Below are 24,181 nucleotides of genomic sequence, written 5' to 3' on the forward strand. Positions count from 1 at the left end.
CATGAGACTTTACGCACTGGCGGTCTACGCCTTCCTCTACCTGCCGATCGGCATCATCGCGTTGTTCTCCTTCTCGGCGGGGCGGTCGGCCTCCTCGCTGGATGGGTTCTCGCTTCAATGGTACGGGCGCGCGCTGAACAACCCCTTCGTGATGGAGGCGCTCTGGACGTCCGTGCGCGTCGCCTTCCTGTCGGCGGTGCTGGCAACCCTCGTGGGCACGGCGGCGGCGCTGGCCCTGACGGGGATGCGCGGACGGGTGCGCGCCGCCTTCGACCTGCTGGTGCAGATCGCCGTCATGATCCCCGGCATCGTGATCGGCATCGCCACACTGATCGCGCTGGTGAGCGTGTTCGACCTGATCAATCCCTGGCTCGAACCCCTGACCGGCTGGCAGCTCTCGCTGGGCGCGGGCTCGCTGATCGGGGCGCACGGGCTGTTCACCATGTCGCTGGTGGTGCTGCTGGTGCGGGGCCGGATGGAGACGCTGGACGGTGCGCTGATCGAAGCCTCCGGCGACCTTGGGGCCACACCCTTCGGCACCTTCCGGCAGGTGACGCTGCCGCAGATCCTCCCGGCGGTGCTGGCAGGGTTCCTTCTGGCCTTCACCTTCAGCTTTGACGACTTCGTCATCGCCTTCTTCGTCGCCGGGGCCGAGACGACCCTGCCGATCTATGTCTTTTCGTCGATCCGCCGGGGCGTCACGCCCGAGATCAACGCCATCGGCACGATGGTCATGATCGCTTCGCTGACCCTTCTGATCGTGGCCCAGCTTCTGCTGCGCCGGTCACAGGCCAGGACCCGCGGATAATCCACATGCAGGAGAAAGCCATGTTGCAGGATCGGGTCACTCTGGTGACAGCCGCAGGGTCGGGGATCGGGCGCGCGGGGGCCGTCGCGATGGCCCGCGAGGGCGCCTTCGTTGTGGTCAGCGACCTGCAACAGGATCTGGCCGACGAGACGCTCGGGATGATCCATGCAGCCGGCGGCCAGGGTGCTGCGCGCGCGCTGGACATGCGGGACGACGCGGCGGTCGAGGCCGAGATTGCCCGTGTCGCCAAGGATCATGGCCGTATCGACGTGCTGCACAGCCACGCCGGCATCCAGATCGCCGGCCGCGCCGAGGACGTGACCCCCGCGCAGATGGACGCCGCATGGGCGCTCAACGTGCGGGCGCATTTCGTGGCGGCACGGGCTGTCATCCCCCACATGCGCGCGCAGGGCGGCGGCTCGGTCATCATCACGGCGTCGAACTCCGGCGTCCAGTTCGACCGTGGAATGATCTCATATGCCACGACGAAACACGCGGCCGTCGCCATGGTGAAACAGATGGCCGCCGACTACGCGCGGGAGAACATCCGCTTCAACGCCCTGTGCCCGGGGTTCGTCGATACGCCGTTCAACGCCGGGTTCGAGACCCAGATGGGCGGCCGCGCGGCACTGGAGAGCTATGTCTCCGACACGATCCCGATGGGCCGCTGGGCCAGCACGGAGGAGATCGCCGAAGGCATCCTCTACCTCGCCTCCGACCGCTCCGCCTTCGTGACGGGACTGGCATTGGTGATCGACGGCGGGGAGTGCCTGTAACGCAGGCCCCCCTGCCCCAACCTGCTCTTGCCAGTCCCAGAAAAACCGACTGAATGAATTCGACCCGCCCGATTTCAACGACTTTGCCAAGGCGGCCCGCAGCGGCACATGGGACCGCGCGGCCTGAGCATGGGTGGCCGGACAGGGCCGCCCCGCCTCAGCCCCGCGCGCGGCTGTCCTCGATCAGGAGGCGCGCCATCTCCTTCGCGAGTTGCGCCGCCTCCGGCATGCCGCGCACATGCGCCGAGGCAATCGCCCCCTCCTTCAGCAACGCCAGCCGCTCCGCCACCTTGCCCGGGTCAGCCAGCCCGGCGTCGGCGCAGAGCCGTTCGAGATACTCGACGATGCGCACCTTGTGTTCCGCAGCCAGGCGATGCGCCGGATGATCCTGCGCCCCGAACTCGCCCGCCGCCTGAGCACGCAGTAAAGGGGTGCTCCGCAGGGGCGCCCCAGCGTCCCCCTTTCAAGGAACACCATGATGAGCCGCCCGCCGACACCGCCCTTCGACGCCACGACAGCCACGCAGAAGGTGCGCATGGCCGAAGACGCCTGGAACAGCCGCCAGCCCGACACAGTGGCGCTGGCCTATACGCCCGGCAGCCAGTGGCGGAACCGCGCAGAGATCTTTTCTGGCCGCCCCGCCATCGTCGATTTCCTTATCCGCAAATGGCGGCGCGAACTGGACTACCGGCTGATCAAGGAACTCTGGGCCTTTGACGGAACCCGGATCGCGGTGCGCTTTGCCTACGAATATCGCAACGCGGGCGGCGACTGGTTCCGAGCCTATGGCAACGAGAACTGGGACTTCGCCCCAGACGGGCTGATGCGCCACCGCATCGCCTCGATCAACGACATTGCCATCGCCGGGGACCAGCGCCTGATGCACTTGCCGCAGGGTCCGCGCCCGGCGGAGCATCCCGGTCTCACCGACCTCGGGTTGTGAGGCGACCTTGTCCAGCGCATACGCCCGCATCGCCTTCACCTCCGCCGTCCGCGCGGAACAACGCCGGCGTGGGTCGGACAGCCTCTACGCGCAGGCGATTTCCGACACGCCCGTGCCTGACGCCCTCCTCGGTGCGCGCGAGACGGCCTTCCTGCAGACCCGCGACGGCATCTTCCAGGCCACGGTCAGCGAGGACGGCTGGCCCTATGTCCAGTTCCGCGGCGGCGCACCGGGTTTCCTGAAGGTCATCGACCCGCAGACCGTCGCCTATGCCGATTACACCGGAAACCGGCAGTACATCAGCACCGGCAACCTGCGCGGCAACGATCGCGTCGCGATCACCGCAATGGATTTCGCCCGGGCGAAACGCCTGAAGCTGCTGGGCCGTGCCGCGATCGGCGAGGATCCGGCCCTGATAGCCCATCTGCAGGGCGAAGGTGCCCGAAGGAGACGGCTATCTCGCCGCCATCATCAACTTCCGCATGGTCGCCAACGGCGTGTGGTGGACGGACGACGCCGTCACCCGCATCGGCCGCGGCGCCTGATCCCTCTTCCGCAAACCCACTGAAAGGACCATCCCATGAAACTGAATGCTTTCCTGACCGCGACCCTCATCTGCCTCGCCCCGGCCGCCTTTGCCGCCGACGAGGTCAACGTCTCCAACGGCCTGACCCTGACCGGCAACACGCTGGGCATCCACGGCTTCGACCCGGTGTCGATGTTCAGGTCCGACGCGCCGACGATCGGCGACGCCGAGTTCACCGTCGCGCATGACGGCGTCGACTACTACTTCGCAACGGCAGACGCCAAGGCCGCGTTCGAGGCCGACCCGGCGGCGATGCTGCCGCAATTCGGCGGGTTCTGTGCGTTTGGCGTCTATGTCGGCAAGAAGCTCGACGGCGACGTGCGCTGTGCCGACATCGTCGACGGCAAGCTCTACCTCTTCGTGAACGAGGCGATTTTCGAGAAGTACCTCGAAGACAAGGACGCCGTGATCGCCGGTGCCTTCGCCAAGTGGCCCGAGATCGCGACCACCCCTGTCGGCGACCTCTGACCGATGCGCCCGGGCCGCGACGCGAAGCCGTGGCCCGGGACTGCCTTCGGGCACCGAATACCAAAGGACCGGAGGGGATTGGCGGGCCACGATGACCTTTGCCGTGGGGCATTCCCCCCGGCCACAGCCCTTGCAGCAACCGTCATCATCGGGCCACCATTCCTGCGCATTTATCGGCCCTGAGAGTCCGGCAACTGACCGTGGCAGTTGTAATTCGAGCCAAGACAGGCTATATCTTCTTCAGGCCGAAAAGGTTTTGCCGCAACGAGCGGCGCTTCTTTCACGACATCGGGACGCATGGAACTCGCCTCGGGAGATACCGGGGCCTGGGTCGCGCTTCTACCATCGGACGCGTTTCGCGCGGCCGACTTGGGCACGCGCGCCAATGCCATCCGGTGACGATCTGCCACGACATCAGAGCGACGCGGCGCTTTCTCCGCTGGAGGACTTTTCATGAATGCACCAGAATGGCTCAAGCCCGGCATCTACGGTGCCGTTATCGGCGCGGTGACCCTGGCCATCGTCGGCTTTTCCTGGGGCGGCTGGGTGACCGGCGGCACAGCGCAGGAACAAGCTGCCGAGATGTCCGAGGACAACGTGACCGCGGCCATGGTGCCCGTCTGCCTCGACATCGCCCGGACGGATCCGCAGCGCGGGGCCAAGCTCGAAACGATCCGAGATGTCTCGCGCTACCAACAAAGGGATGCGCTGATGGAGGCCGGCTGGGCCACGGTGCCCGGCTCGGACGGCCCTGATCGCGATCTTGCGCAGGCCTGTCTCGCCGCCATCGACCTCGATGCTCCGGTCTTCAGCGAGGTCGACGAGGGGTGATGCTCAGCGTCATGGGCTTCCTGCTCGACAGCCTTTCCCGCGCTGCGATCCGCGCCTCGCGGGCGGGCGACATGAGGGATCAGGGTCGCGCAAGCCGCGTCCCTGCCTGGATGGCCGGCAACGGTACGGGCCTCGGCCACTGGCACGCATATCCTGCCCTGGCATCGTGCGGTGCCGAAAACACTTCACCCCTCGCCACGCATTTTCCCCGACCCGGGAAGCGCGGGCGTCTATCAATGACCTCTCCGGAGGCCAAACGGAGTTACAGCCTTGAGGGATGATCCCCGCTGGCGTGCGCCCACAGACCGCGGCCCCGGGCTGCGGATGCACATCGGGTGCCGTATTACCCACATGCTGACGCAACCCACGCCGGTGATCGCGGTGCTGAACGTGCACTATTCCCGCTTCGGAGACCTGGAGCGCGCGGATTACCTCGTGACGCAACCGAGCGTTCCGCTCGAGAGCTACCGCGACGGTTTCGGCAACTGGTGCACCCGGATGATCGCCCCTGCGGGCGCGTTCACGCTGACGACCGACGGGATCTTCCGCGACACAGGCTTGCCCGATCCCTACGCGCCCGACGCGCAGCAACACGCCGTCGAGGATCTGCCGTTCGACACGCTCGTCTACCTGCTGGGCAGCCGCTACTGCGACACCGACCTGCTGTCCGAGCGGGCCTGGGCGCTGTTCGGCCAGGCCGCGCCGGGCTGGTCCCGCGTGCAGGCGATCTGCGACTACGTGCATGAAAGCATCACCTTCGACTACATGAAGGCCGACTCCACCCGCACCGCTGCGCAGACGCTGGCCGGCGGGCACGGGGTCTGCCGGGATTTCACCCATCTCGGGATTGCCTTGTGTCGTTGCATGAACATCCCGGCGCGTTATTGCACCGGCTACCTGAGCGAGATCGGCCAGCCCCTGCCCCACCCCTCGGACGATTTCGCCGCGTGGATGGAGGTCTATCTCGACGGCCAGTGGTGGGTGTTCGACCCCCGCAACAACACGCGGCGCACCGGGCGCATCCTGGTGGCGCGCGGCCGTGACGCGGCGGACGTGCCGCTCACGCAGATCTTCGGACCGGGCACGCTGTCGGACTTCGAGGTCTGGACCCATGAGGTCGACGACACGCCCGGAGGCAATGTGCCCGCCCCCTGACCGAACCCCGGTCAAAGGACCTCCGCCTTGCATGCCAGTGCCTGACCGCCCCTCCGGGCGTGCGGACTCCGTTTGCTTTCCCGATGCTTCAAGGAGTTCCCTGATGGACCTTCCACGCGACACGGTCATTTCCCCTGGCCTCAAGAATCGGTTCCCGGCCCTCACCGGGTTTCCTTTCGCCCGCCCCTCCGCAGGGCGCCCTTTCTGTTGTCCGCTGGACAGCGAGACGCCGGAATGGGGTACGCTCTCTGCCGTTTCCGTCCTGAGGCCACGCGAGGCACATCGCAAGGACACACCCGAGCGGCAAAGCCGAGAGCGCACAGGGGGTGCACCGATCATGCTGCCCAACCGCTTCGTCGAGCAGATGCTTGCAGACCCGATGATCCAGCTCATCATGCTGGCGGACGGGGTCTCGGACGCAGAGATACGCACCCTCTACAGTGTGTCTCCGCCCGCCTCCGGGCAAAGCCGGACATCGCACCTCGGGCGCCAGCCTTCCGCATCGGACCCGATGTCCGTGGGGGATGGCCCGCGTCCGGGAAGCTCGCGCCCGGGCATTGGCGAGTGAGACCCGTCCGCGCGCACCTGAACGCGCCGACAGGCCGCGGGCCGGTGCCGGAATGACCGGTGATCTGATCGCGCTCGACACCCGATTTTTCATGAGCGCGCCCGCCGTCGCGACGGCGGACCCGCATCCCGACAATGCGGACGACTGGGGGCACCTCGACGATCTTGCGCTCCAGATGCTCACCGATCCCTCGCACGACTGCGCCGTGGTCAGGGAACAATGGCACTCCTTCCTGGAGCGTGAGGGACTGATCGAAAACCCCGCGGATCTGCGCATCCGGCAACTCATCACGCGGGCCATCGCTGACGTACCGGGCGTGACGTGCCACGAGGACGTCATATGACCGAAACGCGTGACACACGGACAGACGACCATACAGCGCGGTCGGCCGCAGACGTCCGGGCGGACCGCAAGTGCCTGTGCTGCCAAGGCACCTTTCCCAGCGAAGGGTTCGGCGAACGCATCTGCAGGCGCTGCAAGGGCAAGACCGAATGGCGCAGCGGCGTCCGCAGCGCTGTCTCGACAGGGCGTCAACGCGGCAGCCGGACCTCCTAGCCCCCATGACCCAGCTGACGATCACCCATGTGACGCGCTATACGTTCCGGCAGGACATCGCCCTCGGACGACACCAGCTGATGCTGCGCCCGCGGGAGACCCGCGACCTCAGCCTCGTGTCCTTCGCCCTCGACATCCGGCCCGAGCCGGTCCTCGACTGGTCGCACGACGTGGCCGGCAATGCCGTCGCCTCGGCGGTCTTCCCCACCCCGGCGCGTATGCTCGAGATCACGGCGAGGATGGAGGTCGACCTGCGCGCGCCGGTCTGGCCGGTCTTTCCCATCGCCGCCTCGGCCGCGTCCTATCCCTTTACCTATTCACCGGACGAGGTGACCGATCTCGGTGCGCTCCCGGCGCCGCAGTGCTGGGACGCCAAGCATCGCCTGCGCGACTGGGCAGAGTCCCTCGTGGCGGCGCATCCGACGGATACGCTGGCGCTGCTCAAGGACATCAGCAACACGATCACCCGCGACATCCGCTACCAGAGCCGGGAGACCGAGGGCACGCAGGGGCCGCTCGAGACGCTGGACCGCGGCTGGGGCACCTGCCGCGACTTCGCCGTGCTCTTTGCCGAAGCGGTCCGGACCCTGGGCCTCGCCGCGCGGCTCGTCTCCGGCTACCTGTTCAACTCCGGCGGCGAGCTTGCCGGGTCCACGGACACGGGGGCGACCCACGCATGGACCGAAGTCTTCATCCCCGGCGCCGGCTGGATCCCCTTCGATCCGACCAACAGATCCGTCGGCTCTGCCAACCTGATCCCCGTCGCAGTGGCCCGCAACATCCACCAGATTTCGCCGGTATCGGGCAGCTTCAGCGGCAGGAACGGAGACTTTCTCGGCCTTGACGTCACGGTGGATGTGCGCACCTGAGTTCCAGTGTCCGCGTACCGGGGCATTGCGCAAAAGCGCCGGGGCGTGACACCGAGCCCGGCGCAAAGCCGGACATGCCGAACAATCCTGAACCCTTCGTGTGCAACGTCCTGATGATCGTCACGACGGCGCGATCATCCCCATGATCGGTATTGGCTCTCCTGCCGATGCCCAATGGTTCGGGCTGGTGATCGACACAGGCAATCTTCTTGCCATGTGCCTGACAATCGCGATCAATCCCAATTCCCCGAGGCCGTTCAGCTACGCGATGGAAAACGCGCCCGGTCTCCTGACCGGCACCGTAAAGACGAGTGATGATCTGTTCCCGCCGGGGAAGGCAGGGGCACGCCATCAGCCTATATGCGGGGAGTCCAGAACACACCCCGACGCCGATGCCCGCGATAGTTGGCTGCGCAGCAGCCTTCGGTAAACGCGGCGAAATTTGGCTTCGGGCCGTCCGCGGCGAAATGCGCAGGCTGATTGACCGCCAACCGCGCGACGGTCCCGCAAGTCCGCTCCCTGCAAATTGTCCACCACCCTTCCTCGGGAACGGATGGCCGCGATGCACAGCGAAACTGCCACTCCGGCGACTCGAGCCAAGGGGCCGGCAGAATGGCCCCTCCGCCCTCAGGACCAGGCGCGGGTCTCCCGAAGCACCCGGCAGACCGGTTCGCCAAGGGACCGAGGCCCCAAGCCCCCTCAACAGACCCGGAGTTGCGCATTTTTCCTGCCGAAATGCGACATTCCCGGCCGAGACCGCTTGGACTTCCCCCTTGTGGTCGGGATAGAACGCCGTACCGCCGGGTGGTTTTCCCGGCCCTCAGAGGGAGGACGCAGCGTGAAATTCATCGGGCGCATGGCCGCCATCATCTGCGCGATCAACGCCTTCGTCGGGACGGTCGTGTCCTGGCTGTCGGTCGGCATCGTGCTCGTCTGCTTCACCGTCGTGGTACAGCGGTATGTCTTCGCCGTCAGCCACGTCTGGATGCAGGATCTCTACATCTGGCTCAACGGCGCGATGTTCACCGCGGTCGCGGGCTATGCACTGCTGCGCGACAACCACGTGCGCGTCGACATCTTCTACCGCCCGGCCTCTCCGCAGAAGAAGGCGGTGATCGACCTGGTGGGCGTGCTCGTCTTCCTCTTCCCCTCCATGTGGGTTGTCTGGACCTACGCGTGGCCCTTCGTGCAGCGGTCCTGGAGCTACGGCGAAGGCTCCGCCAACGTCGGCGGCATGCCCGGTCTCTACGTGCTGAAGACCTTCATCCTGGTCTTCGCCGCGCTGATCGCGCTGCAGGGGCTGGCGATGATCCTGCGCTCGATCCTGATGCTTGCGGGCCGCGAGGACCTCGTTCCCGAACGCATCCGCTACACCCGCACCGAAGATCCAACCCATCCCACGGAGGCCGTCTGATGGATCCCGTCCTGATCGGAGAACTCCTCTCCGGCCTCATGTTCGTAGGCATCATCGGCTTCCTGCTGATGGGCTTCCCGGTGGCCTTCACCCTCGCAGGGACCTCGCTGATCTTCGGCCTGGTGGGCATGTACTACGGGGTCTTCGACCCCTCCAACTTCGGCTCCCTGCCGAACCGCTACATCGGCTACATGACCAACGAGGTGCTGGTCGCCGTGCCCCTCTTCGTCTTCATGGGGGTCATGCTCGAACGATCGCAGATCGCCGAGCAGCTCCTCATGACCATGGGCAAGCTCTTCGGCAACATGCGCGGCGGCCTTGCGATTTCCGTCGTGATCGTCGGCGCAATGCTGGCGGCCTCCACCGGCGTCGTGGGCGCCACGGTTGTTACCATGGGCCTTATCTCGCTGCCCGCCATGATGCGCGCGGGTTACAAGCCGACGCTGGCCACGGGCGTGATCTGCGCCTCCGGCACGCTGGGCCAGATCATCCCGCCGTCGACCGTGCTGATCTTCATGGGCGACATGCTCTCGGGGATCAACGCCCAGGTGCAGATGGCCAAGGGCAATTTCGCCCCCAGCCCGGTTTCGGTCGGCGACCTCTTTGCCGGGGCCATGCTGCCGGGCGTGCTGCTGGTGGTGCTCTACATCGGCTACGTGATCTTCAAGGCCATCGCCGACCCGGAAAGCTGCCCCGCAACCCCCGTCCCGCCCGAGGAAAAGGCCGGGTTGAAGCGCGAGATCTTCACCGCGCTCCTGCCGCCGCTTCTGCTGATCCTGGCGGTTCTGGGCTCGATCCTCGGCGGCATCGCGACGCCGACCGAAGCGGCCTCCGTGGGCGCCGTGGGCGCCACGCTGCTGGCCGCCCTGCGCTGGAAACTGTCGCTGAAGATCCTGCACGAGACGGCGATCCAGACCGCCACCATCACCAGCATGGTCTTCATCATCCTCTTCGGCGCCGCGGTTTTCTCGGTCGTGTTCCGCATGATGGGCGGCGACAACCTCGTGCACGAGTTCCTGACCGGCCTGCCCGGTGGTCCTCTGATGGCGGTGGCCGCCGTCATGGCGATCATGTTCGTGCTCGGCTTCATCCTCGACACGTTCGAGATCATCTTCATCGTGATCCCGATCACCGCGCCGGTCCTCCTGGCGATGGACATCAGCCCGGTCTGGCTGGGCGTCATGGTGGGGGTGAACCTGCAGACGTCCTTCCTGACGCCGCCCTTCGGCTTCGCGCTGTTCTACCTGCGCGGCGTGGCGCCCGACAGCGTGCCGACCTCGGCCATCTACAAGGGCATCATGCCCTTCGTGCTGCTGCAGATCCTGGCGATTGCGCTGCTCTTCGTCTTCCCGGAAGTGGTCACCTGGCTGCCCAACGTCATCGCGGGCTGAGCCGGGCGCGACCAGCGCCGCACATGCAAAAAGGGCCCGGACATCGTCCGGGCCCTTTCGTTTTTCCGAAGCGGAAAACGCTCAGAGGGTGAAGTACTTCGCCCGCGCCTGGACAAAGCTCAGGTCGTTGCCCTCGGTACGGGTGCGCATCATGTTCAGCGATTCGATGAAGTGCTCGGTGACCTTGCGGGTCATCTCGTCGCCGCTGTCGCGCAGCTCCGCGATGATTTCCATCGACGCCTTGGCACCTGCTTCGAGGATTTCCTCGGGGAACTGGCGCACCTGCACGCCGTGCTCCTCGACGAGGGTCTTCAGCGCGCGCGGGTCGTTCGCCACGAAGTCCGAGGCGACCATGTCGTACTCGGCCTGGCAGACATCGCGGACGAGGGCCTGCAGGTCTTCCGGCAGTTCCTGGTACTTGGCCTTGTCCACCACCAGCTCGGTCGCGAGACCCGGCTCCACGAAGGACGGGAAGTAGTAGTTCTTCGCCACCTGATGGAAGCCGAGCGCCAGGTCGTTGTAGGGGCCGACGAATTCGGCCGCGTCCAGCGCGCCCGACTGCAGTGCCTGGAAGATTTCGCCCGCTGCCATGTTGGTCACGGTGGCGCCGAGCTTTTCCCAGACACGACCGCCGAGGCCGGGGGTGCGGAAGCGCACGCCCTTGAGGCTGTCGAGACCGGTCAGCTCGTCGCGGAACCAGCCGCCCGCCTGGGTGCCGGTGTTGCCCGACAGGAAGGCCTGCACGCCGAACTGGTCATAGACCTCGTCCCACAGCTCCTGGCCGCCGAGGTGACGCACCCAGCCGCCCAGCTCCTGCGAGGTCATGCCGTAGGGCACGCCGGTGAAGTAGTTCAGCGCGGTGGACTTGTTCTGCCAGTAGTAGGCGGCGCCGTGGCTCATCTCGGCGGTGCCGTCGATCACGGCATCCAGCGACTGCAGCGGCGGCACCATCTCGCCGGCTGCATAGACCTGCACGGTCAGACGACCGCCCGAGGCGGCGGTGATCCGGTCTGCCAGGCGCTGCGCGCCGACACCGAGACCGGGGAAATTCTTCGGCCAGGTGGTGACCATGCGCCAGGTGATACGGTCCTGCGCGACGGCCGGGCTGGCCAGCGCTGCGGCACCGGCGCCTGCCAGGGCACCACGGCGAATGAAAGAACGACGATCCATGTTTCCTCCCACAGATTTGATAGGTCTTTTCCACGGTTTCCGGACAAACCCGGACCGCTTCGGCGGCCATCAATACAGGACGGGCAGAGACAGTCCAGTGCCGACAGCATGTTGTTTACCCGGTCATGGAAATGCAGAACGCATCAATACCTGTCCGGCTCGTCGTGCCGATCCCGGACCGCACCACCAGGCATCGCCACAGCGCGACATGCAAACGGCCTCGGGTACTCCCCGGGGCCGTTTCTTCATCTTCTCAGGCAAAATGGCCTTTTGAGACGGTTAGGTCATTTGGCGTGGCACGCCACAAATGACTGTAGGACCCACCAAAAAAACGCCATCGGGGTCGCTCGACTGAACCATAAGTCATTGAAATAACTCAGTCCAAAGAATCGCCTTCGCGCCGGCGGCGGCCAATTTGTCCTTTTGGCACAGGATTAATGTCCATCGATTTTCCAAGAAAAATGCCGCCTTTCGGCGGCATCCATTTCGAAGTCGTCGGCGTCCGGATCAAACCAAGGACAGGTCTGCCTTCTCATAGATGGCAGCACCGAACTCCCTTGGGTCCCAGATCGGCTTGACCCCGCGCTCCCGAAGCAACTTCTCAATGGCGAGCGGTCGCGCACCCGTGATCAGGGGCAGCCTCTTCTTGGTCACGTATTTCTGCCGGAAGTTCTCGAGCGCCGCGGGCGAAACCCAGACGTCCTCGCCGCAAGGCTCGGATGCGATCAGCGGTGCCGCTTCGGGATGGCAGAACACGCGACGGCCTCGGGAGGGATCGAACCCGAGAATGATGAGCGCCAACTCCCCGCTCATCCCGGGACGGGGAAGCGCAAGCTTCGACTTGATCTCCTGAGGATCCACGAGAACGGCCGCCAGGCCAGCGGCACCGGCCAAACGGCATGCACGCAGCAAGCGCCCCTGCAGCAACATCGATAGAATGACGGACATCTTCACCCTCGCCACGCTTCAAGGACCAGAGGTCGATGCCAAAGTCGTTCAAAAACGGCACAAGGCGCCCACCCGTGTGAAAGGCCGCGCTACGCGCGGCCCAGGAGAGCGGAGTTTCATCCGGATGAAACGGCAAGCGGGGGAAAAGCATCGCCATGACTCAGCCCCTCCGCCGCGTCGAGACACGCGGTGCCACCTCGGAGGCCTGATCGAGGCGCAGAAGCCGATACTGCTCGGCATAGAACACGTTCTGGTCGGCAGGACACCCTTCATGCATGGCCCAGGCACGGGCGAAGTGATCGATCGTCAGATCGCTGGCCTCCGCGTAGAGGGCCACCTCGATCGCGCGCACGATCAGCTCGATCGCCCGACCGAACCGGTAGCGCGCGCCATGGAATACCCGTCCGACAAGGTCGGCCTCGACCGGCGCACCAAGGCCAGTTCGATGGCAGTAGTCGCCGACGATCTGCTGGAAGAGGTCACCGTGCAATTCGGGAACCAACGCCGCAAAAGCGACCGTCGAGAAGCGCCGCTGAACTTGGGGGTCCGTCCGGATAACCTGCGCAAGCTCCTCGGTGCCGGAGAGGACAACGATCACGGCATCATCCCCCTGCATCAGGGACTTCAACGCGCGCAGAATGAGGTTTCTGTCCGCGCAAAACAGGTCGTGGGCCTCGTCGATCCACAGGACAACAGTACCCGTCACGCGCATGCGCTCGCGAAGGATCTGGACAAGCGACCAGACCTGCCGGGTCGGCGACACAGTTCCGTAGCCACTCTTCTCGAGCATCTCCAGCACCATGCTCTTGAGGGTTGCCGGGCTTCGGACGCGCTCCGCCGAGCGATGAGCCAGGCGCAAAGATGAGCTGGAGGTCCTCGTCGGTCTCCTCATCCCGCAGGATCCGTTCGGTGACCTGCAGGAGGCGTCCGAGCTCGATCAGGGCGGGAACCCCCGCGCGGATCGGTGCTAGGAACGGTTCCTCGCCCACCCGCCGAAATCGCAGCGCGCCAAGCCGGGTCTCGTCAGCGACACCCAGGAGATAATCGCTTTCGGTCAACGTGCGCACCGCACGGCGATCCCGTCCGGCGCTGCGTCGTTCCGCGCGCTGCATGAGGCGGCGTCCCCAGGTGTCGGGCGCGGAGTCGCCAATCGAGCCAAAGGTCGACAGCCCTGCCGGTGGAGCAAAGGCGCCACGCGTAGTGGGGAGAGCAGGCTCAAGCGAGAACCGCTCCGCATCCTTGAGCCAGGCAGGATCGTATTCGAACAGGATGGTCTCACCACCGCGGACACGGTTGCTACGCGCCAGTCCGACAGGATGCAGGCGGCCCTTCAGATCGACGTGAACTTCGAAATCAGCCATCGCGCGACGGTCCCGCTGGCCGCTTGAGGTGGACACTCTTCGGCAAGTCGGCACTGGCCAGCGCCTGGCCGACGCTGTCGTTGGCGATATCCGCAACCTGGCTTAGCCCCTCCAGTAGCCCAAGCGCCTGGAGGACGCTGGCATAGATGCCGATGCTGACACTGGTGTCTCCGGCCTCGATCTTCTGGAGTGTCGACCGCGACGTGAAAGCTCGCTCTGCTACGACGGCCATCGGCAACCGCCGACGCCGCCGGGCGTCCTGGATGTCCGCGCCGAGCTTGCGCAGCGCGCGCCGCACAGCGGCCGGAGGATTGTGAGGTGTTGGCATCTGTCAGCTTCGCACTACATATTATAAACATATGTAGCACGAAGCCGACAATCTTTGAAGATATTTACAGATGCAGCGTCATTCGCCACTTCATTTCCCCAGGCCGGCAGCTAGTCTACAGTCGCTCGTTGTGGGCACCAGCGACAGTCAGCACTACGCCGGCGTAGCTGATATCGCCGCAGTGCTCTTTGCGCCATCAGGGCAGAACTGGAAAGTTAGCCGGAATGTCCGGGATAAAGCCGCGCGCCTTGAGGGCTGCATCCGCGCCGGCGTAGCCGGCCTTAACGAGAAGCCTCTGCTCGACGCTGGAGAACGGATTGAGCCTCGTTCGCAAGTCGGCCGCTTCGCGAGCCTCTTCACGCGACAGCGCCGTACCATGTTCGATACCATATTGCTCCGGCGCAGACCCAATGTCCCAGTATACGACATTTCTCTGACCCGAGTTAGCCATGCCGAACAGGATACGCTGACGTGAGTTCTGGACTTGCTGCTGGATGATGTTGAGCGTCCGGTACGTTTGCCCGACCCATCGACCGCCAGGTTTTCCGACTTCCGGGAAGGCCTGTCTCGGCTAGAAGATTCATGGGTGGCACATGTGCCGGAGATAGACGTAGCGGTTACACCGCATCGCATCATTGATACCGAGATACTGCGCTCAGTATTGACGGCGATGCGGGAGCGCCGTTCGCTCGATGTGTGCTACCAGTCGATGAACACTAAGCGACCCGATCCGGTTTGGCGTCGCATTACCCCCCATGCCTTCGGTTATGACGGGTTCCGGTGGCATACACGCGCATTCTGCCATTTGGAGAACAGGTTTAAGGATTTCCTGCTTCCTCGGATCTTAGAGGCCGGGTCGTTCGGTGATCCCGTGGCGCTGGGAGACAAGGACACAATCTGGCAAGAGTATGTCGGGATCGAGATTGCGCCCCATCCGCAGCTGACAGACAGCCAGAAGAAGGTCGTCGCTAAAGACTACGGCATGTCGGATGGCTCTATGGTCCTCAGAGTCCGGAATGCAATGCTGTTTTACGCCCTCAAGAGACTGGGTCTGTTGGGTGACGCCGAAAAAGAAGACGCACGGCGGCAACATATTGTTGTCGTGAACAAGGAGGATGTGCAATCAGCCTTGGCTCGATCTGAAATTATTGAATTCAATACTGAAGCAGATCTACTGGAGGGGCGAAATCTTGGTGAACCTTGAGAGCATTGGCGGCGGTGCGCTTGATGGTCGGGACCGTCAGATCGGTGGCGGAGCATCGCGCCATGCCCTCGAGCAGAGGTTCTGCAGGAGGAGGAGGTTGGAAAGAACCCGGCCGGATTTGCCTGAGGGATGCCGAAAGCGCGGCTGGCCGTCAACGGCGCCCACCAGGGCGGAGCACTGCTACGGCGCACCAAAAGCCGTAAATCCGCCAGACGCGCAACTCATTGATATAAAAAGAAACCACCGGCTGCGGTGCAGCCGGTGGTCATTAATCCTGTGCCGGAATGGACAAATTACCCCGGAAATGGACAAGATTTAGTGGGTCCTACAATGACTATCACACCCCCACTCACCCGCACTTCGAGTGGCCGCAGGAGGCGCAGGTCATGCAGCCTTCGACCATCATCATCGTGAACTGGCCGCAGGAGGGGCAGGCCTTGCCGCGGGGGGCGTCGAGGCCCACGACCTTGGCGGTGGGGTCGGACTTCAGGCCCTTGCCCTCGCCCTCCAGGAAGCCGATCGCGATCATGTGGCGTTCGATCACGCCGCCGATGGCCGCGAGGATCGAGGGGATGTACTTGCCCTGCACCCATGCGCCGCCGCGCGGGTCGAAGACGGCCTTCAGTTCCTCGACCACGAAGGACACGTCGCCGCCGCGCCGGAAGACCGCCGAGATCATCCGGGTCAGCGCCACGGTCCAGGCGAAATGCTCCATGTTCTTGGAGTTGATGAAGACCTCGAAGGGCCGGCGCCGTCCGCCGACGATGATGTCGTTGATCGTCAGGTAGATCGCGTGTTCGCTGTCGGGCCATTTCAGCTTGTAGGTGTTGCCCTCCAGGTGCTCGGGCCGGTCGAAGGGTTCGGACATGTAGATCACGTCGCCGTGCGGGGTCTGGGGTTCGGCGTCGGAATTGGCGACGACCTCGGGAGGGGCGGCCCGGGACATGAACCCGTCAACATCGAGACCGAATGCACGGGCGATCGCGATCGCATTCTCGGCGTTGGTAGAGCTGCCCTCCCGTGAGAGAAGCTTGTTGATCACGTCACGCGAAACACCCGACTCGGAAACGACTTCGGTGATCTTCTTTCCGGTCGCTTCCATGCGCCATTTCAAAGCTTCACCGAAACCAATGAACTTCTCGGCCTTCTTCTCCTCCGACACGCTCAGCACCGACCCGGTCACGTCGTTCGGGCGGTAGGTGGTGCAGCCTTTGCAGCCCGTCTCGTAGGCCGCCATGTAGACTTCCTTGAAGTCCTCGAAGGAGATGTCCTCCGGGCAGTTGATCGTCTTGGAGATCGAGCTGTCGACCCACTTCTGGGCGGCCGCCTGCATCCGGACATGCTCCAGCGGCGCGAGCGTCTGGGCGTTCACGAAGTAGTCGGGCAGCTCCGCCTCCTCGCCGTGCACCGCGCGGTACATCTGCACCGCGTAGTCGACGACCTCTTCCTCCGTCCGGGTGCCGTCCTTCTGCAGCACCTTGCGGGTGTAGGCGTAGGCAAAGACCGGCTCGATCCCCGACGACACGTTCCCGGCGTAAAGCGAGATCGTCCCGGTCGGCGCGATGGAGGTGACCAGCGCGTTGCGGATGCCGTGCGCGCGGACCGCCTCGCGGACGTCCTCGTCCATCGCCATCATGTTCCCGGAGGCGAGATACTTCTCGGCGTCGAACAGCGGGAAGGCGCCCTTCTCCTTCGCCAACTCGACAGAGGCGAGATAGGCGGCGCGGGCGATCCGTTTCAGCCAGCGTTCGGCCTGATCGGCGGCGGCCTCGGACCCGTAGCGCTGGCCCATCATCAGAAGCGCGTCCGCCAGCCCGGTCACACCCAGGCCGATGCGGCGCTTGTTCTTCGCCTCCTCGGCCTGCTGCGGCAGGGGGAAGCGCGAGGCGTCGACCACGTTGTCCATCATCCGCACGGCGCAGGTCACCAGTTCGTCCAGCGCCTCCTCGTCGAGGCGGGCGGCGTCGGTGAAGGGCTCGGCCACCAGCCGGGCCAGGTTCACCGAACCCAGCAGACAGGCGCCGTAGGGCGGCAGGGGCTGCTCGCCGCAGGGGTTGGTGGCGGCGATGGTCTCCACGTAGTTGAGGTTGTTGGCCTTGTTGATCCGGTCGATGAAGATCACCCCCGGCTCGGCGTAGTCGTAGGTCGCGCGCATGATGCGGTTCCACAGGTCACGCGCCTGCACGGTGTGATAGACCGTGCCGTCGAACTGCAGCTCCCACGGGCCGTCGGCCTTCACCGCCTCCATGAAGGCGTCGGTCACGAGGACGGAGAGGTTGAACATCCGCAGCCGCGCGCTGTCGGACTTTGCGCCGATGAAGGCCTCGATGTCCGGATGGTCGCAGCGCATGGTCGCCATCATCGCGCCGCGGCGGCTGCCTGCGGACATGATCGTGCGGCACATGGCGTCCCAGACGTCCATGAAGGACAGCGGGCCAGAGGCGTCGGCGGCCACGCCGGTCACAGGCGCGCCCTTGGGTCGGATGGTGGAGAAGTCATAGCCGATGCCGCCGCCCTGCTGCATGGTCAGCGCGGCCTCCTTCAGCATGTCGAAGATGCCGCCCATGGTGTCGGGGATCGTGCCCATGACGAAGCAGTTGAACAGCGTGACGGAGCGGGCCGTGCCGGCGCCCGCGGTGATGCGGCCGGCGGGCAGGTACTTGAAGTCCTCCAGCGCGGCGTAGAACCGCTCTTCCCAGGCCGACGGCTCCGCCTCGACCTTCGCCAGCGCGCGGGCGATGCGCCGCCAGGTGTCTTCCACCGACAGGTCGACGGGTGTGCCATCCGCCTCCTTGAGGCGATACTTCATGTCCCAGATCTGTTCGGCAATGGGCGCGGCGAAACGAGTCATGGCGGGTGATTCTCCTTTCAGGCGGAAGGGTGAGCATACGCGCAAACCGCAACACGTTGAAGAGCAGATGCCACCTCACACCATATAAGGCGCACGACACCGTCTCTGGCCCAATGCGGCAAGGGCCCGCAACGGGCTGCGTTTCATGGCAGGGAGCGCCTTTCGGCAGTCCCGTCCCGGTCCGCGGCGTTTCAGCGGTCGCGCGGCTCCCAGTCGGCGTCCGGCACCTGCCGCCGGGCGAGGCGCAGCGCCAGCCCCAGCGCCACGCCGGTCCCGATGGCCACCGTCAGGTCCGCCACCACGGTCAGCACGAAGGTCAGCACCAGCAGCACCTGGTCCGAGCGGCGGTCCTTCAGGTAGGCGGCCCAGCGGTGCGGCTCGCTCATGTTCCAGGCGGTCAGGATCAAGAGACCGGCCAGAGCGGGCATCGCCATGTACCCGGCCAGCGGCGCCGCCACCAGCATCACCACGAGGATCGTCACCGCATGCACGAGCCCAGCCACGGGCGTCCGCCCTCCGGCGCGCACGTTGGTCGCCGTCCGGGCGATGGCGCCGGTCGCGGGCAGGCCGCCGAACAGCGCCGATCCGACGTTCGCCGCGCCCTGCGCCAGCAGTTCCGCGTTGGGGCGGTGGTGGCCGCCGCTCATCCGGTCCGCGACCATGGCAGACAACAGCGACTCGACCCCGGCGAGGAAGGCGATGATCAGGGCGGAGGGCAGCAGTTCCGCCAGCCGGGCCAGCGTGACCTCGGGCATGGCGGGCAGCGGCAGGCTGCGCGGCAGGTCGCCGAACCGGCTGCGGATTGTGTCCACCGGCAGGTCCGCCACCGCCACCGCGGCAGAGACCAGCGCCACCGCGACGATCAGCCCCGGCAGCTTCGGGAAGGCCCGGCGCAGTGCGACGATCAGCACCATCGCGGCGATCCCCGCCCCCAGGGCCGCACCGCTGACCGCGCCGCGCGCCTCCCAAAGCGCGCCCAGCTTGGCGAAGAACTCCGCCGGGACAGCCGCGTCGAGACCCAGCAGGTCCTTCAGCTGGCTGGTGGCGATGATCACCGCGATCCCGATTGTGAAGCCGTTGATGACCGGCTCCGGCACCAGACGGATCAGCCGCCCGGCCTTCAGCGCACCCGCGACCAGCAGGATCAGCCCGCCCATCAGCGTCGCCAGAACCAGCCCGTCGTAGCCGTGTTCGGCGATCACCCCATAGACCACCACGATGAAGGCACCCGTCGGGCCGCCGATCTGCACCCGGCTGCCGCCCAAGAGCGAGATCAGGAAGCCGCCGACGATGGCCGTCACCAGCCCCTTCTCCGGCCCGGCCCCGGACGCCACCGCGATGGCAAGGCTCAGCGGCAGCGCCACCATGGCCACCGTGATCCCCGCCAGCACGTCGGCGCGCAGGGTCTCCCGGTCGTAGGTTTTCATCGTTGTCAGGATCTTCGGCGTCATCACGGCCTCCGCGCACACGCTTGACCAGTCATGCCCCCGCCGCGCCCGCCATGCAAGACGGTCGCGCGGGCTTGCGTCCGCAGGGCAACACCTTATCTTGTAGCTCCCGACAGGGGCACCCCAACCCAAGCGCCGAGGCCGTCACGATGCCTGCCACCGTCCACCTCCTGAAACTCTCCGTCGGCACCGAGTCGGTCGAGGATCTCGCCGCGTGGCAGACCGCGCAGGCGCCGCGCTGGCCCGAAGGGATGCCCCGCCACGTCACCCGCATGTGGCCCCGGCGTGAGGCCGAGGTGCTGAACGGCGGCTCGATCTTCTGGGTCATCAAGGGCCTGATCCAGGCCCGGCAGCGAATCGCACGGCTCGACCGGGTCACCGGGCAGGACGGCATCGAACGCTGCGCCATCGTGCTGGAGCCCGGGCTGATCCGCGTGCAGGCGACGCCCAAGCGCCCCTTTCAGGGTTGGCGCTACCTCGCCCCCGGCGACGCCCCCGCCGACCTGCCCGCCTGCCGCGCGGCAGAGGACCCGCTGCCGCCCGAACTGGCCGGCGCGCTGGCAGAGATCGGCGTGATCTGAAACGCAAAAGGGCGGCCCGCAGGCCGCCCCCTAGCCGTTGTCTGCCGACAGGCCCTCAGAACCCGAAGGACCCGAAAAGCCCCGACAGGCCGTTGCGCTCGCCGCGCAGCGTGTTGTGCGTGACCGTATGTGCCGGCGTCCGCTTCTGCTGCGCATCGCCCAGAAGGATCGTCGCGCCCAGAGACACGCGGTTGCCATCGGACGACCCCAGCATCGAGGACCCGCTGGCCGAGGCGTATTCGCCGCTCAGCATGACTTCCTGTCCGCCCACGAACGTCGTCCATGACATGCCGATGGCCGCTACGTTCACGTCGCCGCCGGTGCCGTCGATCTCGCTCGACTGGTAGCTGGCGAAGGTGCTGAAACCGTCGTTGACCATCAGGCTGCCGCCGATGCCCCAGGTGCGGGCGTCCGAGTCGGTGTCCTCGATATCCGACCGCACCATGCTGCCCCAGACGCTCGCCTGCGGCGTGAGGTCGGCGCGCACCCGCAGGCCCACGTCCTTCGTGGTGGCGTCGAGCCCCAGCAGGTCCACGTCCGTCTCGCCGACGAACAGCGTGCCGCTCATCGCGGCCGCACGCACCTGCGCCTCGACACCGTAGCTGTTCAGGGTCAGGTCCGTGCCCTCGAAGTCGAGCGTGTCCCGCGCGCCGTAGACGCCGATGCCGAAGCCCGGGGTGAACCAGTAGGACGGCGCGATCTCGACCGATGTCTGGTCGACCCGCGAACCGTCTTCATTCAGCCGGTTGAAGCCAAGGTCGACCCCCGTCTCGATCTGACCGAAGCGCAGGATGCTCTCCCCTTCGAGGGAGTACGCATTCGCCCCCTCGCCGTCGAGCGACAGGTGGCTGTAGCCCAGCCCGATTGCCGTGGAATGGTCGAGTTGCTGCGCACCCGCAGGCACAGCCCACGCAAGGCCGCACAGGGCGACCGTCAAAATTCTGCTCATTACTGCCTCACAGTTTTTTCTGTTTGTTCTGGGGCGATGATAACCTTCGCGGCACCATTCCGGCAAGCCGAAACGCCCGTTGGGCGCAACGCTTCGGATGGTGACCCGTCCACCCGTCCCGCCCCTCAGCGCCCCGTTCCGCGCAGCAGGCACAGCGCCAGCGCCGCCCCCTCCCGCGCCCTGAGCGGCAGCCGTCGGCGCAACGGCAGCGGCGGCGCCTCCGGACAGGAGAGCCGCACCGCCATCCCCATCCGCCGCGCCAGAAGCCGCACCCTGGGAGCGTGGAAGCCGTCCGTCACGACCACCACCTCCGCCGCGTCCAGCGCCTCCAGCAGCGGTCGCGACAGCATCAGGTTCTCCGCCGTCGACCGGGCCGCCTGCTCCAGCGTCAGAGCCGCCTCGGGCACACCCGCCTCCGTACAGACCCGCGCGATCACCGCTGCCTCGCTCGGACCGCCCCACAGCGCCCCGCCGGAGGCGAGGATGCGGCCCACCTCCCCCCGCAGGTACAGACCGGCCGCGTGCTCTGCCCTGCGGCGCAGCGCGGGCGACGGCGCGCCGTCCTCCTGAACCTTCGCTCCCAGCACAAGTGCAACGCGCATCCGCACAGATCCCCCTCTGGCATTCCCCGCCCCATCCCTTACGTTGCAGGCAAGCGACAGGAGACCACAATGACCGAATACGTTCCCCCGAAAGTCTGGACCTGGGACCAGCCGTCCGGCGGCACCTGGGCCAACCTCAACCGTCCGGTTGCAGGCGCCACACACGACAAGGTCCTGCCCGTGGGCGATCATCCCTTCCAGCTCTATTCCATGGGCACGCCCAATGGCCAGAAGGTGACCATCCTCTTCGAGGAGCTGCTGGGCGCAGGTCACGCGGCGGAATACGACGCATGGCTCATCAAGATCGGCGACGGCGACCAGTTCGGCTCCGGTTTCGTCGAGGCGAACCCCAACTCCAAGATCCCGGCGCTGATGGACCACACCGGCGACGCGCCCGTGCGGGTCTTCGAATCCGCCGCCATCCTCATGCACCTGGCCGAGAAGTTCGACGCCTTCCTCGGGCCCAAGGACCAGCGGGCCGAGATGCTCTCGTGGCTGTTCTGGCAGATGGGCAGCGCGCCCTACCTCGGCGGCGGCTTCGGACATTTCTACGCCTATGCGCCTGAGAAGTACGAATACCCGATCAACCGCTTCACGATGGAGGTGAAGCGCCAGCTCGACGTGCTGGACCGCCACCTCGCCTCCAGCCGCTACATGGTGGGCGACCACTACACCATCGCCGACATGGCGATCTGGCCGTGGTACGGGCGCACCGTGCACGGGCAGGCCTACGACGCGGGCGAGTTCCTCGACGTGCAGAGCTACAAGAACGTGCTCCGCTGGGCCGACGAGCTGCAGGAGCGTGAACCGGTGCAGCGCGGCCGCATCGTCAACCGCACCGGCGACGGCTTCGTCGAGGAGCGCCACAGCGCGGCGGACATCGACGCCGTCCTCAAAGGCTGACCGACACAAGGTAGGGCGGGGCTTTGCGCCGCCCTGCCCTCCCCACCGTCGCGTCACATCCGCGACAGCCCGTCTGGCCGGACCCGCGGACCCCGCTATCTGGCGCAGCATGGACCCCAAACGCCCCCGCGCCGTTCCCCGCTCCCGCTTCGCCCGTGCCGCGGGTCTCGGCTCCCTTGCCACCGGCATCGCGGGCAGCGCCGCGCTCGGCGCCGCGGGCAGCATGCTGCGCGGCGAGCGGCCCGACCGCCGCGCCCTCCTCCTGACCCCCGGCAACGTCAACCGTCTGACGCGCGAACTCGCCCGGATGCGCGGCGCCGCGATGAAGCTGGGCCAGCTCCTGTCGATGGAGAACAGCGACCTCCTGCCGCCCGACCTGGCCCGCGTGCTGGCCCGCCTGCGCGACGATGCCCACCACATGCCGCCCCGCCAGTTGAAACAGGTGCTCATGGCGGAATACGGCCCGGACGCGCTGAAACGTTTCCGGCAGTTCGATCCCCGCCCGCGCGCCGCCGCCTCCATCGGGCAGGTCCACCGCGTGACCGCCGCCGACGGGCGCGACCTCGCCCTCAAGATCCAGTATCCCGGCATCGCGCAGGCGATCCGCGCCGACGTGGCCAACCTCGGCACCCTGTTGCGCGCCTCGGGCCTCCTGCCCAAGACGCTCGACCTCGCGCCCCTGCTGGCAGAGGCCACGGCGCAGCTGGAGGAAGAGGCCGACTATGCCCTCGAGGCCACCCGCCTCGCGCGCTTCCACGACCTCCTGAAGGACGCCCCCGCCTTCGTCGTGCCCCGCCCGCATGCCGACCTCTCGACTCCCCGCATCCTCGCCATGGACTTCATCGAGAGCCACCCGATCGACACGCTGGAAGACGCAGAGCAACAGCAGCGCGACACCGCCCTCACCCGCCTCTTCACGCTCTTCCTGCGGGAACTCTTCCACTGGCGGCTCGTCCAGACCGATCCGAACTTCGCCAACTACCGGCTGACACCAGACGGCACCCGCATCGTGCTCCTCGACTTCGGCGCCACCCGCGCCTTCACACCGGAAAGCACCGCCCGCTTCCGCGCCCTTCTGGACGCCACCCACCGGGGCGACCCCGACGCGCTGCGACTGGCACTGACGGACACCGGCTTCATCACCGACACGACGCCCGCCGATCAGGTTAACACGATCCTCGACATGGCCGCGCTGATCCGCCCGGTGCTGACGTCCCGGACGCCATTCGACTTCGGCGACACCATGCTGCTCAACACGTTGCGGCGGATGGGCGAGCACCTGACCCTGACGCAGGGCTACGCGGAGGTGCCGCACATGGACGCCCTCCACCTGCAGCGTAAGCTCGCCGGTCTGGTGCTGCTCGCCACGCGGATGCGGGCCCGCGTGCCGCTGGGCACGCTGCTGGACGACCACCTGCCCTGACGGCCGGTCGTCCGGGCCATCCCCGGGGGGCGCGCCATCCCGTAGGGCG

Annotated in this window: 26 protein-coding genes; 17 read left to right on the forward strand and 9 right to left on the reverse strand. The window is 66.3% G+C overall.

The window, feature by feature from the left end:
• Window position 1: 1 nt before the first annotated feature.
• Both QNI11_RS17670 and QNI11_RS17675 read left to right on the forward strand, forming a co-directional pair.
• Window positions 2–808: an ABC transporter permease gene (locus tag QNI11_RS17670; protein WP_283981146.1), complete on the forward strand. Its 807-nt coding sequence runs from the start codon at window positions 2–4 to the stop codon at window positions 806–808.
• Window positions 809–813: 5 nt separating this feature from the next.
• Window positions 814–1,584, forward strand: coding sequence for an SDR family NAD(P)-dependent oxidoreductase (locus QNI11_RS17675; RefSeq protein ID WP_283981147.1), 771 nt, complete (start codon window positions 814–816; stop codon window positions 1,582–1,584).
• Between the two features lie 157 nt (window positions 1,585–1,741).
• Here the strand turns inward: QNI11_RS17675 and QNI11_RS17680 are convergent, their stop codons facing one another.
• The gene (locus QNI11_RS17680; protein WP_283981148.1) at window positions 1,742–1,936 is read right to left on the reverse strand and encodes a hypothetical protein; all 195 of its coding nucleotides are present in this window, start codon (window positions 1,934–1,936) and stop codon (window positions 1,742–1,744) included.
• A gap of 126 nt (window positions 1,937–2,062) precedes the next feature.
• Here QNI11_RS17680 and QNI11_RS17685 point away from each other — a divergent pair, with 126 nt between their 5' ends.
• The 11 genes from QNI11_RS17685 (at window position 2,063) to QNI11_RS17735 (ending at window position 10,364) form a co-directional block, all read left to right on the forward strand.
• The gene (locus tag QNI11_RS17685) at window positions 2,063–2,527 is read left to right on the forward strand and encodes a nuclear transport factor 2 family protein (protein WP_283981149.1); all 465 of its coding nucleotides are present in this window, start codon (window positions 2,063–2,065) and stop codon (window positions 2,525–2,527) included.
• A 7-nt stretch (window positions 2,528–2,534) separates the two neighbouring features.
• Complete coding sequence (locus QNI11_RS17690; RefSeq protein ID WP_283981150.1) at window positions 2,535–3,095, forward strand: pyridoxamine 5'-phosphate oxidase family protein; 561 nt, start codon at window positions 2,535–2,537, stop codon at window positions 3,093–3,095.
• A 12-nt stretch (window positions 3,096–3,107) separates the two neighbouring features.
• Window positions 3,108–3,581 (forward strand): YHS domain-containing (seleno)protein, encoded by a 474-nt coding sequence (locus QNI11_RS17695; protein ID WP_283981151.1) that lies wholly within the window; start codon window positions 3,108–3,110, stop codon window positions 3,579–3,581.
• A gap of 453 nt (window positions 3,582–4,034) precedes the next feature.
• Entirely contained in the window at window positions 4,035–4,412 is a 378-nt protein-coding gene (locus tag QNI11_RS17700; RefSeq protein ID WP_100929299.1) for a hypothetical protein, read from the forward strand.
• 351 nt (window positions 4,413–4,763) lie between these two features.
• Entirely contained in the window at window positions 4,764–5,567 is an 804-nt protein-coding gene (locus QNI11_RS17705) for a transglutaminase family protein (RefSeq protein ID WP_283981152.1), read from the forward strand.
• Window positions 5,568–5,904: 337 nt separating this feature from the next.
• Entirely contained in the window at window positions 5,905–6,135 is a 231-nt protein-coding gene (locus tag QNI11_RS17710; protein WP_283981153.1) for a hypothetical protein, read from the forward strand.
• Window positions 6,136–6,187: 52 nt separating this feature from the next.
• Window positions 6,188–6,478 (forward strand): hypothetical protein, encoded by a 291-nt coding sequence (locus tag QNI11_RS17715; RefSeq protein WP_283981154.1) that lies wholly within the window; start codon window positions 6,188–6,190, stop codon window positions 6,476–6,478.
• A 217-nt stretch (window positions 6,479–6,695) separates the two neighbouring features.
• Window positions 6,696–7,559, forward strand: a complete 864-nt coding sequence (locus tag QNI11_RS17720; protein WP_283981155.1) for a transglutaminase family protein — start codon at window positions 6,696–6,698, stop codon at window positions 7,557–7,559.
• A 100-nt stretch (window positions 7,560–7,659) separates the two neighbouring features.
• Window positions 7,660–7,989 (forward strand): hypothetical protein, encoded by a 330-nt coding sequence (locus tag QNI11_RS17725; protein WP_283981156.1) that lies wholly within the window; start codon window positions 7,660–7,662, stop codon window positions 7,987–7,989.
• Window positions 7,990–8,397: 408 nt separating this feature from the next.
• On the forward strand, window positions 8,398–8,973 hold the full coding sequence (locus QNI11_RS17730) for a TRAP transporter small permease subunit (RefSeq protein WP_100929293.1): 576 nt from the start codon (window positions 8,398–8,400) through the stop codon (window positions 8,971–8,973).
• Window positions 8,973–10,364: a TRAP transporter large permease subunit gene (locus QNI11_RS17735; RefSeq protein ID WP_283981157.1), complete on the forward strand. Its 1,392-nt coding sequence runs from the start codon at window positions 8,973–8,975 to the stop codon at window positions 10,362–10,364. The genes QNI11_RS17730 and QNI11_RS17735 overlap by 1 nt, the downstream gene beginning before the upstream one ends.
• Before the next feature lie 81 nt (window positions 10,365–10,445).
• Here QNI11_RS17735 and QNI11_RS17740 read toward each other — a convergent pair whose 3' ends face one another.
• The 4 genes from QNI11_RS17740 to QNI11_RS17755 all read right to left on the reverse strand — a co-directional run bounded on the left by QNI11_RS17740 (window position 10,446) and on the right by QNI11_RS17755 (window position 14,171).
• Window positions 10,446–11,534: a TRAP transporter substrate-binding protein gene (locus QNI11_RS17740; protein ID WP_100929291.1), complete on the reverse strand. Its 1,089-nt coding sequence runs from the start codon at window positions 11,532–11,534 to the stop codon at window positions 10,446–10,448.
• A 507-nt stretch (window positions 11,535–12,041) separates the two neighbouring features.
• Window positions 12,042–12,482, reverse strand: a complete 441-nt coding sequence (locus tag QNI11_RS17745; RefSeq protein WP_283981158.1) for a hypothetical protein — start codon at window positions 12,480–12,482, stop codon at window positions 12,042–12,044.
• A 160-nt stretch (window positions 12,483–12,642) separates the two neighbouring features.
• Window positions 12,643–13,284 (reverse strand): TniB family NTP-binding protein, encoded by a 642-nt coding sequence (locus QNI11_RS17750; RefSeq protein ID WP_283981159.1) that lies wholly within the window; start codon window positions 13,282–13,284, stop codon window positions 12,643–12,645.
• Between the two features lie 551 nt (window positions 13,285–13,835).
• A complete protein-coding gene (locus QNI11_RS17755) occupies window positions 13,836–14,171 on the reverse strand; it encodes a helix-turn-helix domain-containing protein (protein ID WP_118137043.1) in 336 nt (111 codons plus the stop codon).
• A gap of 484 nt (window positions 14,172–14,655) precedes the next feature.
• On the opposite strand from QNI11_RS17755, the gene QNI11_RS17760 reads away from it, so the two are divergent.
• Window positions 14,656–15,375, forward strand: coding sequence for a WYL domain-containing protein (locus QNI11_RS17760; protein ID WP_283981160.1), 720 nt, complete (start codon window positions 14,656–14,658; stop codon window positions 15,373–15,375).
• 349 nt (window positions 15,376–15,724) lie between these two features.
• Here QNI11_RS17760 and QNI11_RS17765 read toward each other — a convergent pair whose 3' ends face one another.
• Both QNI11_RS17765 and QNI11_RS17770 read right to left on the reverse strand, forming a co-directional pair.
• Window positions 15,725–18,226, reverse strand: a complete 2,502-nt coding sequence (locus tag QNI11_RS17765) for an adenosylcobalamin-dependent ribonucleoside-diphosphate reductase (protein ID WP_283981161.1) — start codon at window positions 18,224–18,226, stop codon at window positions 15,725–15,727.
• Between the two features lie 191 nt (window positions 18,227–18,417).
• Window positions 18,418–19,677 carry a SulP family inorganic anion transporter gene (locus QNI11_RS17770; protein ID WP_283981162.1) on the reverse strand — a complete coding sequence of 420 codons (1,260 nt, stop codon included), beginning with the start codon at window positions 19,675–19,677 and terminating at the stop codon, window positions 18,418–18,420.
• 146 nt (window positions 19,678–19,823) lie between these two features.
• Between QNI11_RS17770 and QNI11_RS17775 the strand changes: the two genes are divergently transcribed.
• On the forward strand, window positions 19,824–20,255 hold the full coding sequence (locus QNI11_RS17775; RefSeq protein ID WP_283981163.1) for a DUF1489 family protein: 432 nt from the start codon (window positions 19,824–19,826) through the stop codon (window positions 20,253–20,255).
• A 55-nt stretch (window positions 20,256–20,310) separates the two neighbouring features.
• On the opposite strand, the gene QNI11_RS17780 is transcribed toward QNI11_RS17775, so the two are convergent.
• Together QNI11_RS17780 and QNI11_RS17785 are read right to left on the reverse strand one after the other, a co-directional pair.
• Window positions 20,311–21,204 (reverse strand): hypothetical protein, encoded by an 894-nt coding sequence (locus QNI11_RS17780; RefSeq protein ID WP_283981164.1) that lies wholly within the window; start codon window positions 21,202–21,204, stop codon window positions 20,311–20,313.
• A 125-nt stretch (window positions 21,205–21,329) separates the two neighbouring features.
• Complete coding sequence (locus QNI11_RS17785; protein WP_283981166.1) at window positions 21,330–21,806, reverse strand: YdcF family protein; 477 nt, start codon at window positions 21,804–21,806, stop codon at window positions 21,330–21,332.
• Between the two features lie 69 nt (window positions 21,807–21,875).
• On the opposite strand from QNI11_RS17785, the gene yghU reads away from it, so the two are divergent.
• A complete protein-coding gene (yghU, locus tag QNI11_RS17790; RefSeq protein WP_283981167.1) occupies window positions 21,876–22,709 on the forward strand; it encodes a glutathione-dependent disulfide-bond oxidoreductase in 834 nt (277 codons plus the stop codon).
• Window positions 22,710–22,818: 109 nt separating this feature from the next.
• Window positions 22,819–24,132, forward strand: a complete 1,314-nt coding sequence (locus tag QNI11_RS17795; protein ID WP_283981168.1) for an AarF/ABC1/UbiB kinase family protein — start codon at window positions 22,819–22,821, stop codon at window positions 24,130–24,132.
• Window positions 24,133–24,181 lie beyond the last annotated feature (49 nt).

It is taken from the genome of Sagittula sp. MA-2 (genome assembly GCF_030126985.1).
Taxonomy (GTDB): Bacteria; Pseudomonadota; Alphaproteobacteria; order Rhodobacterales; family Rhodobacteraceae; genus Sagittula.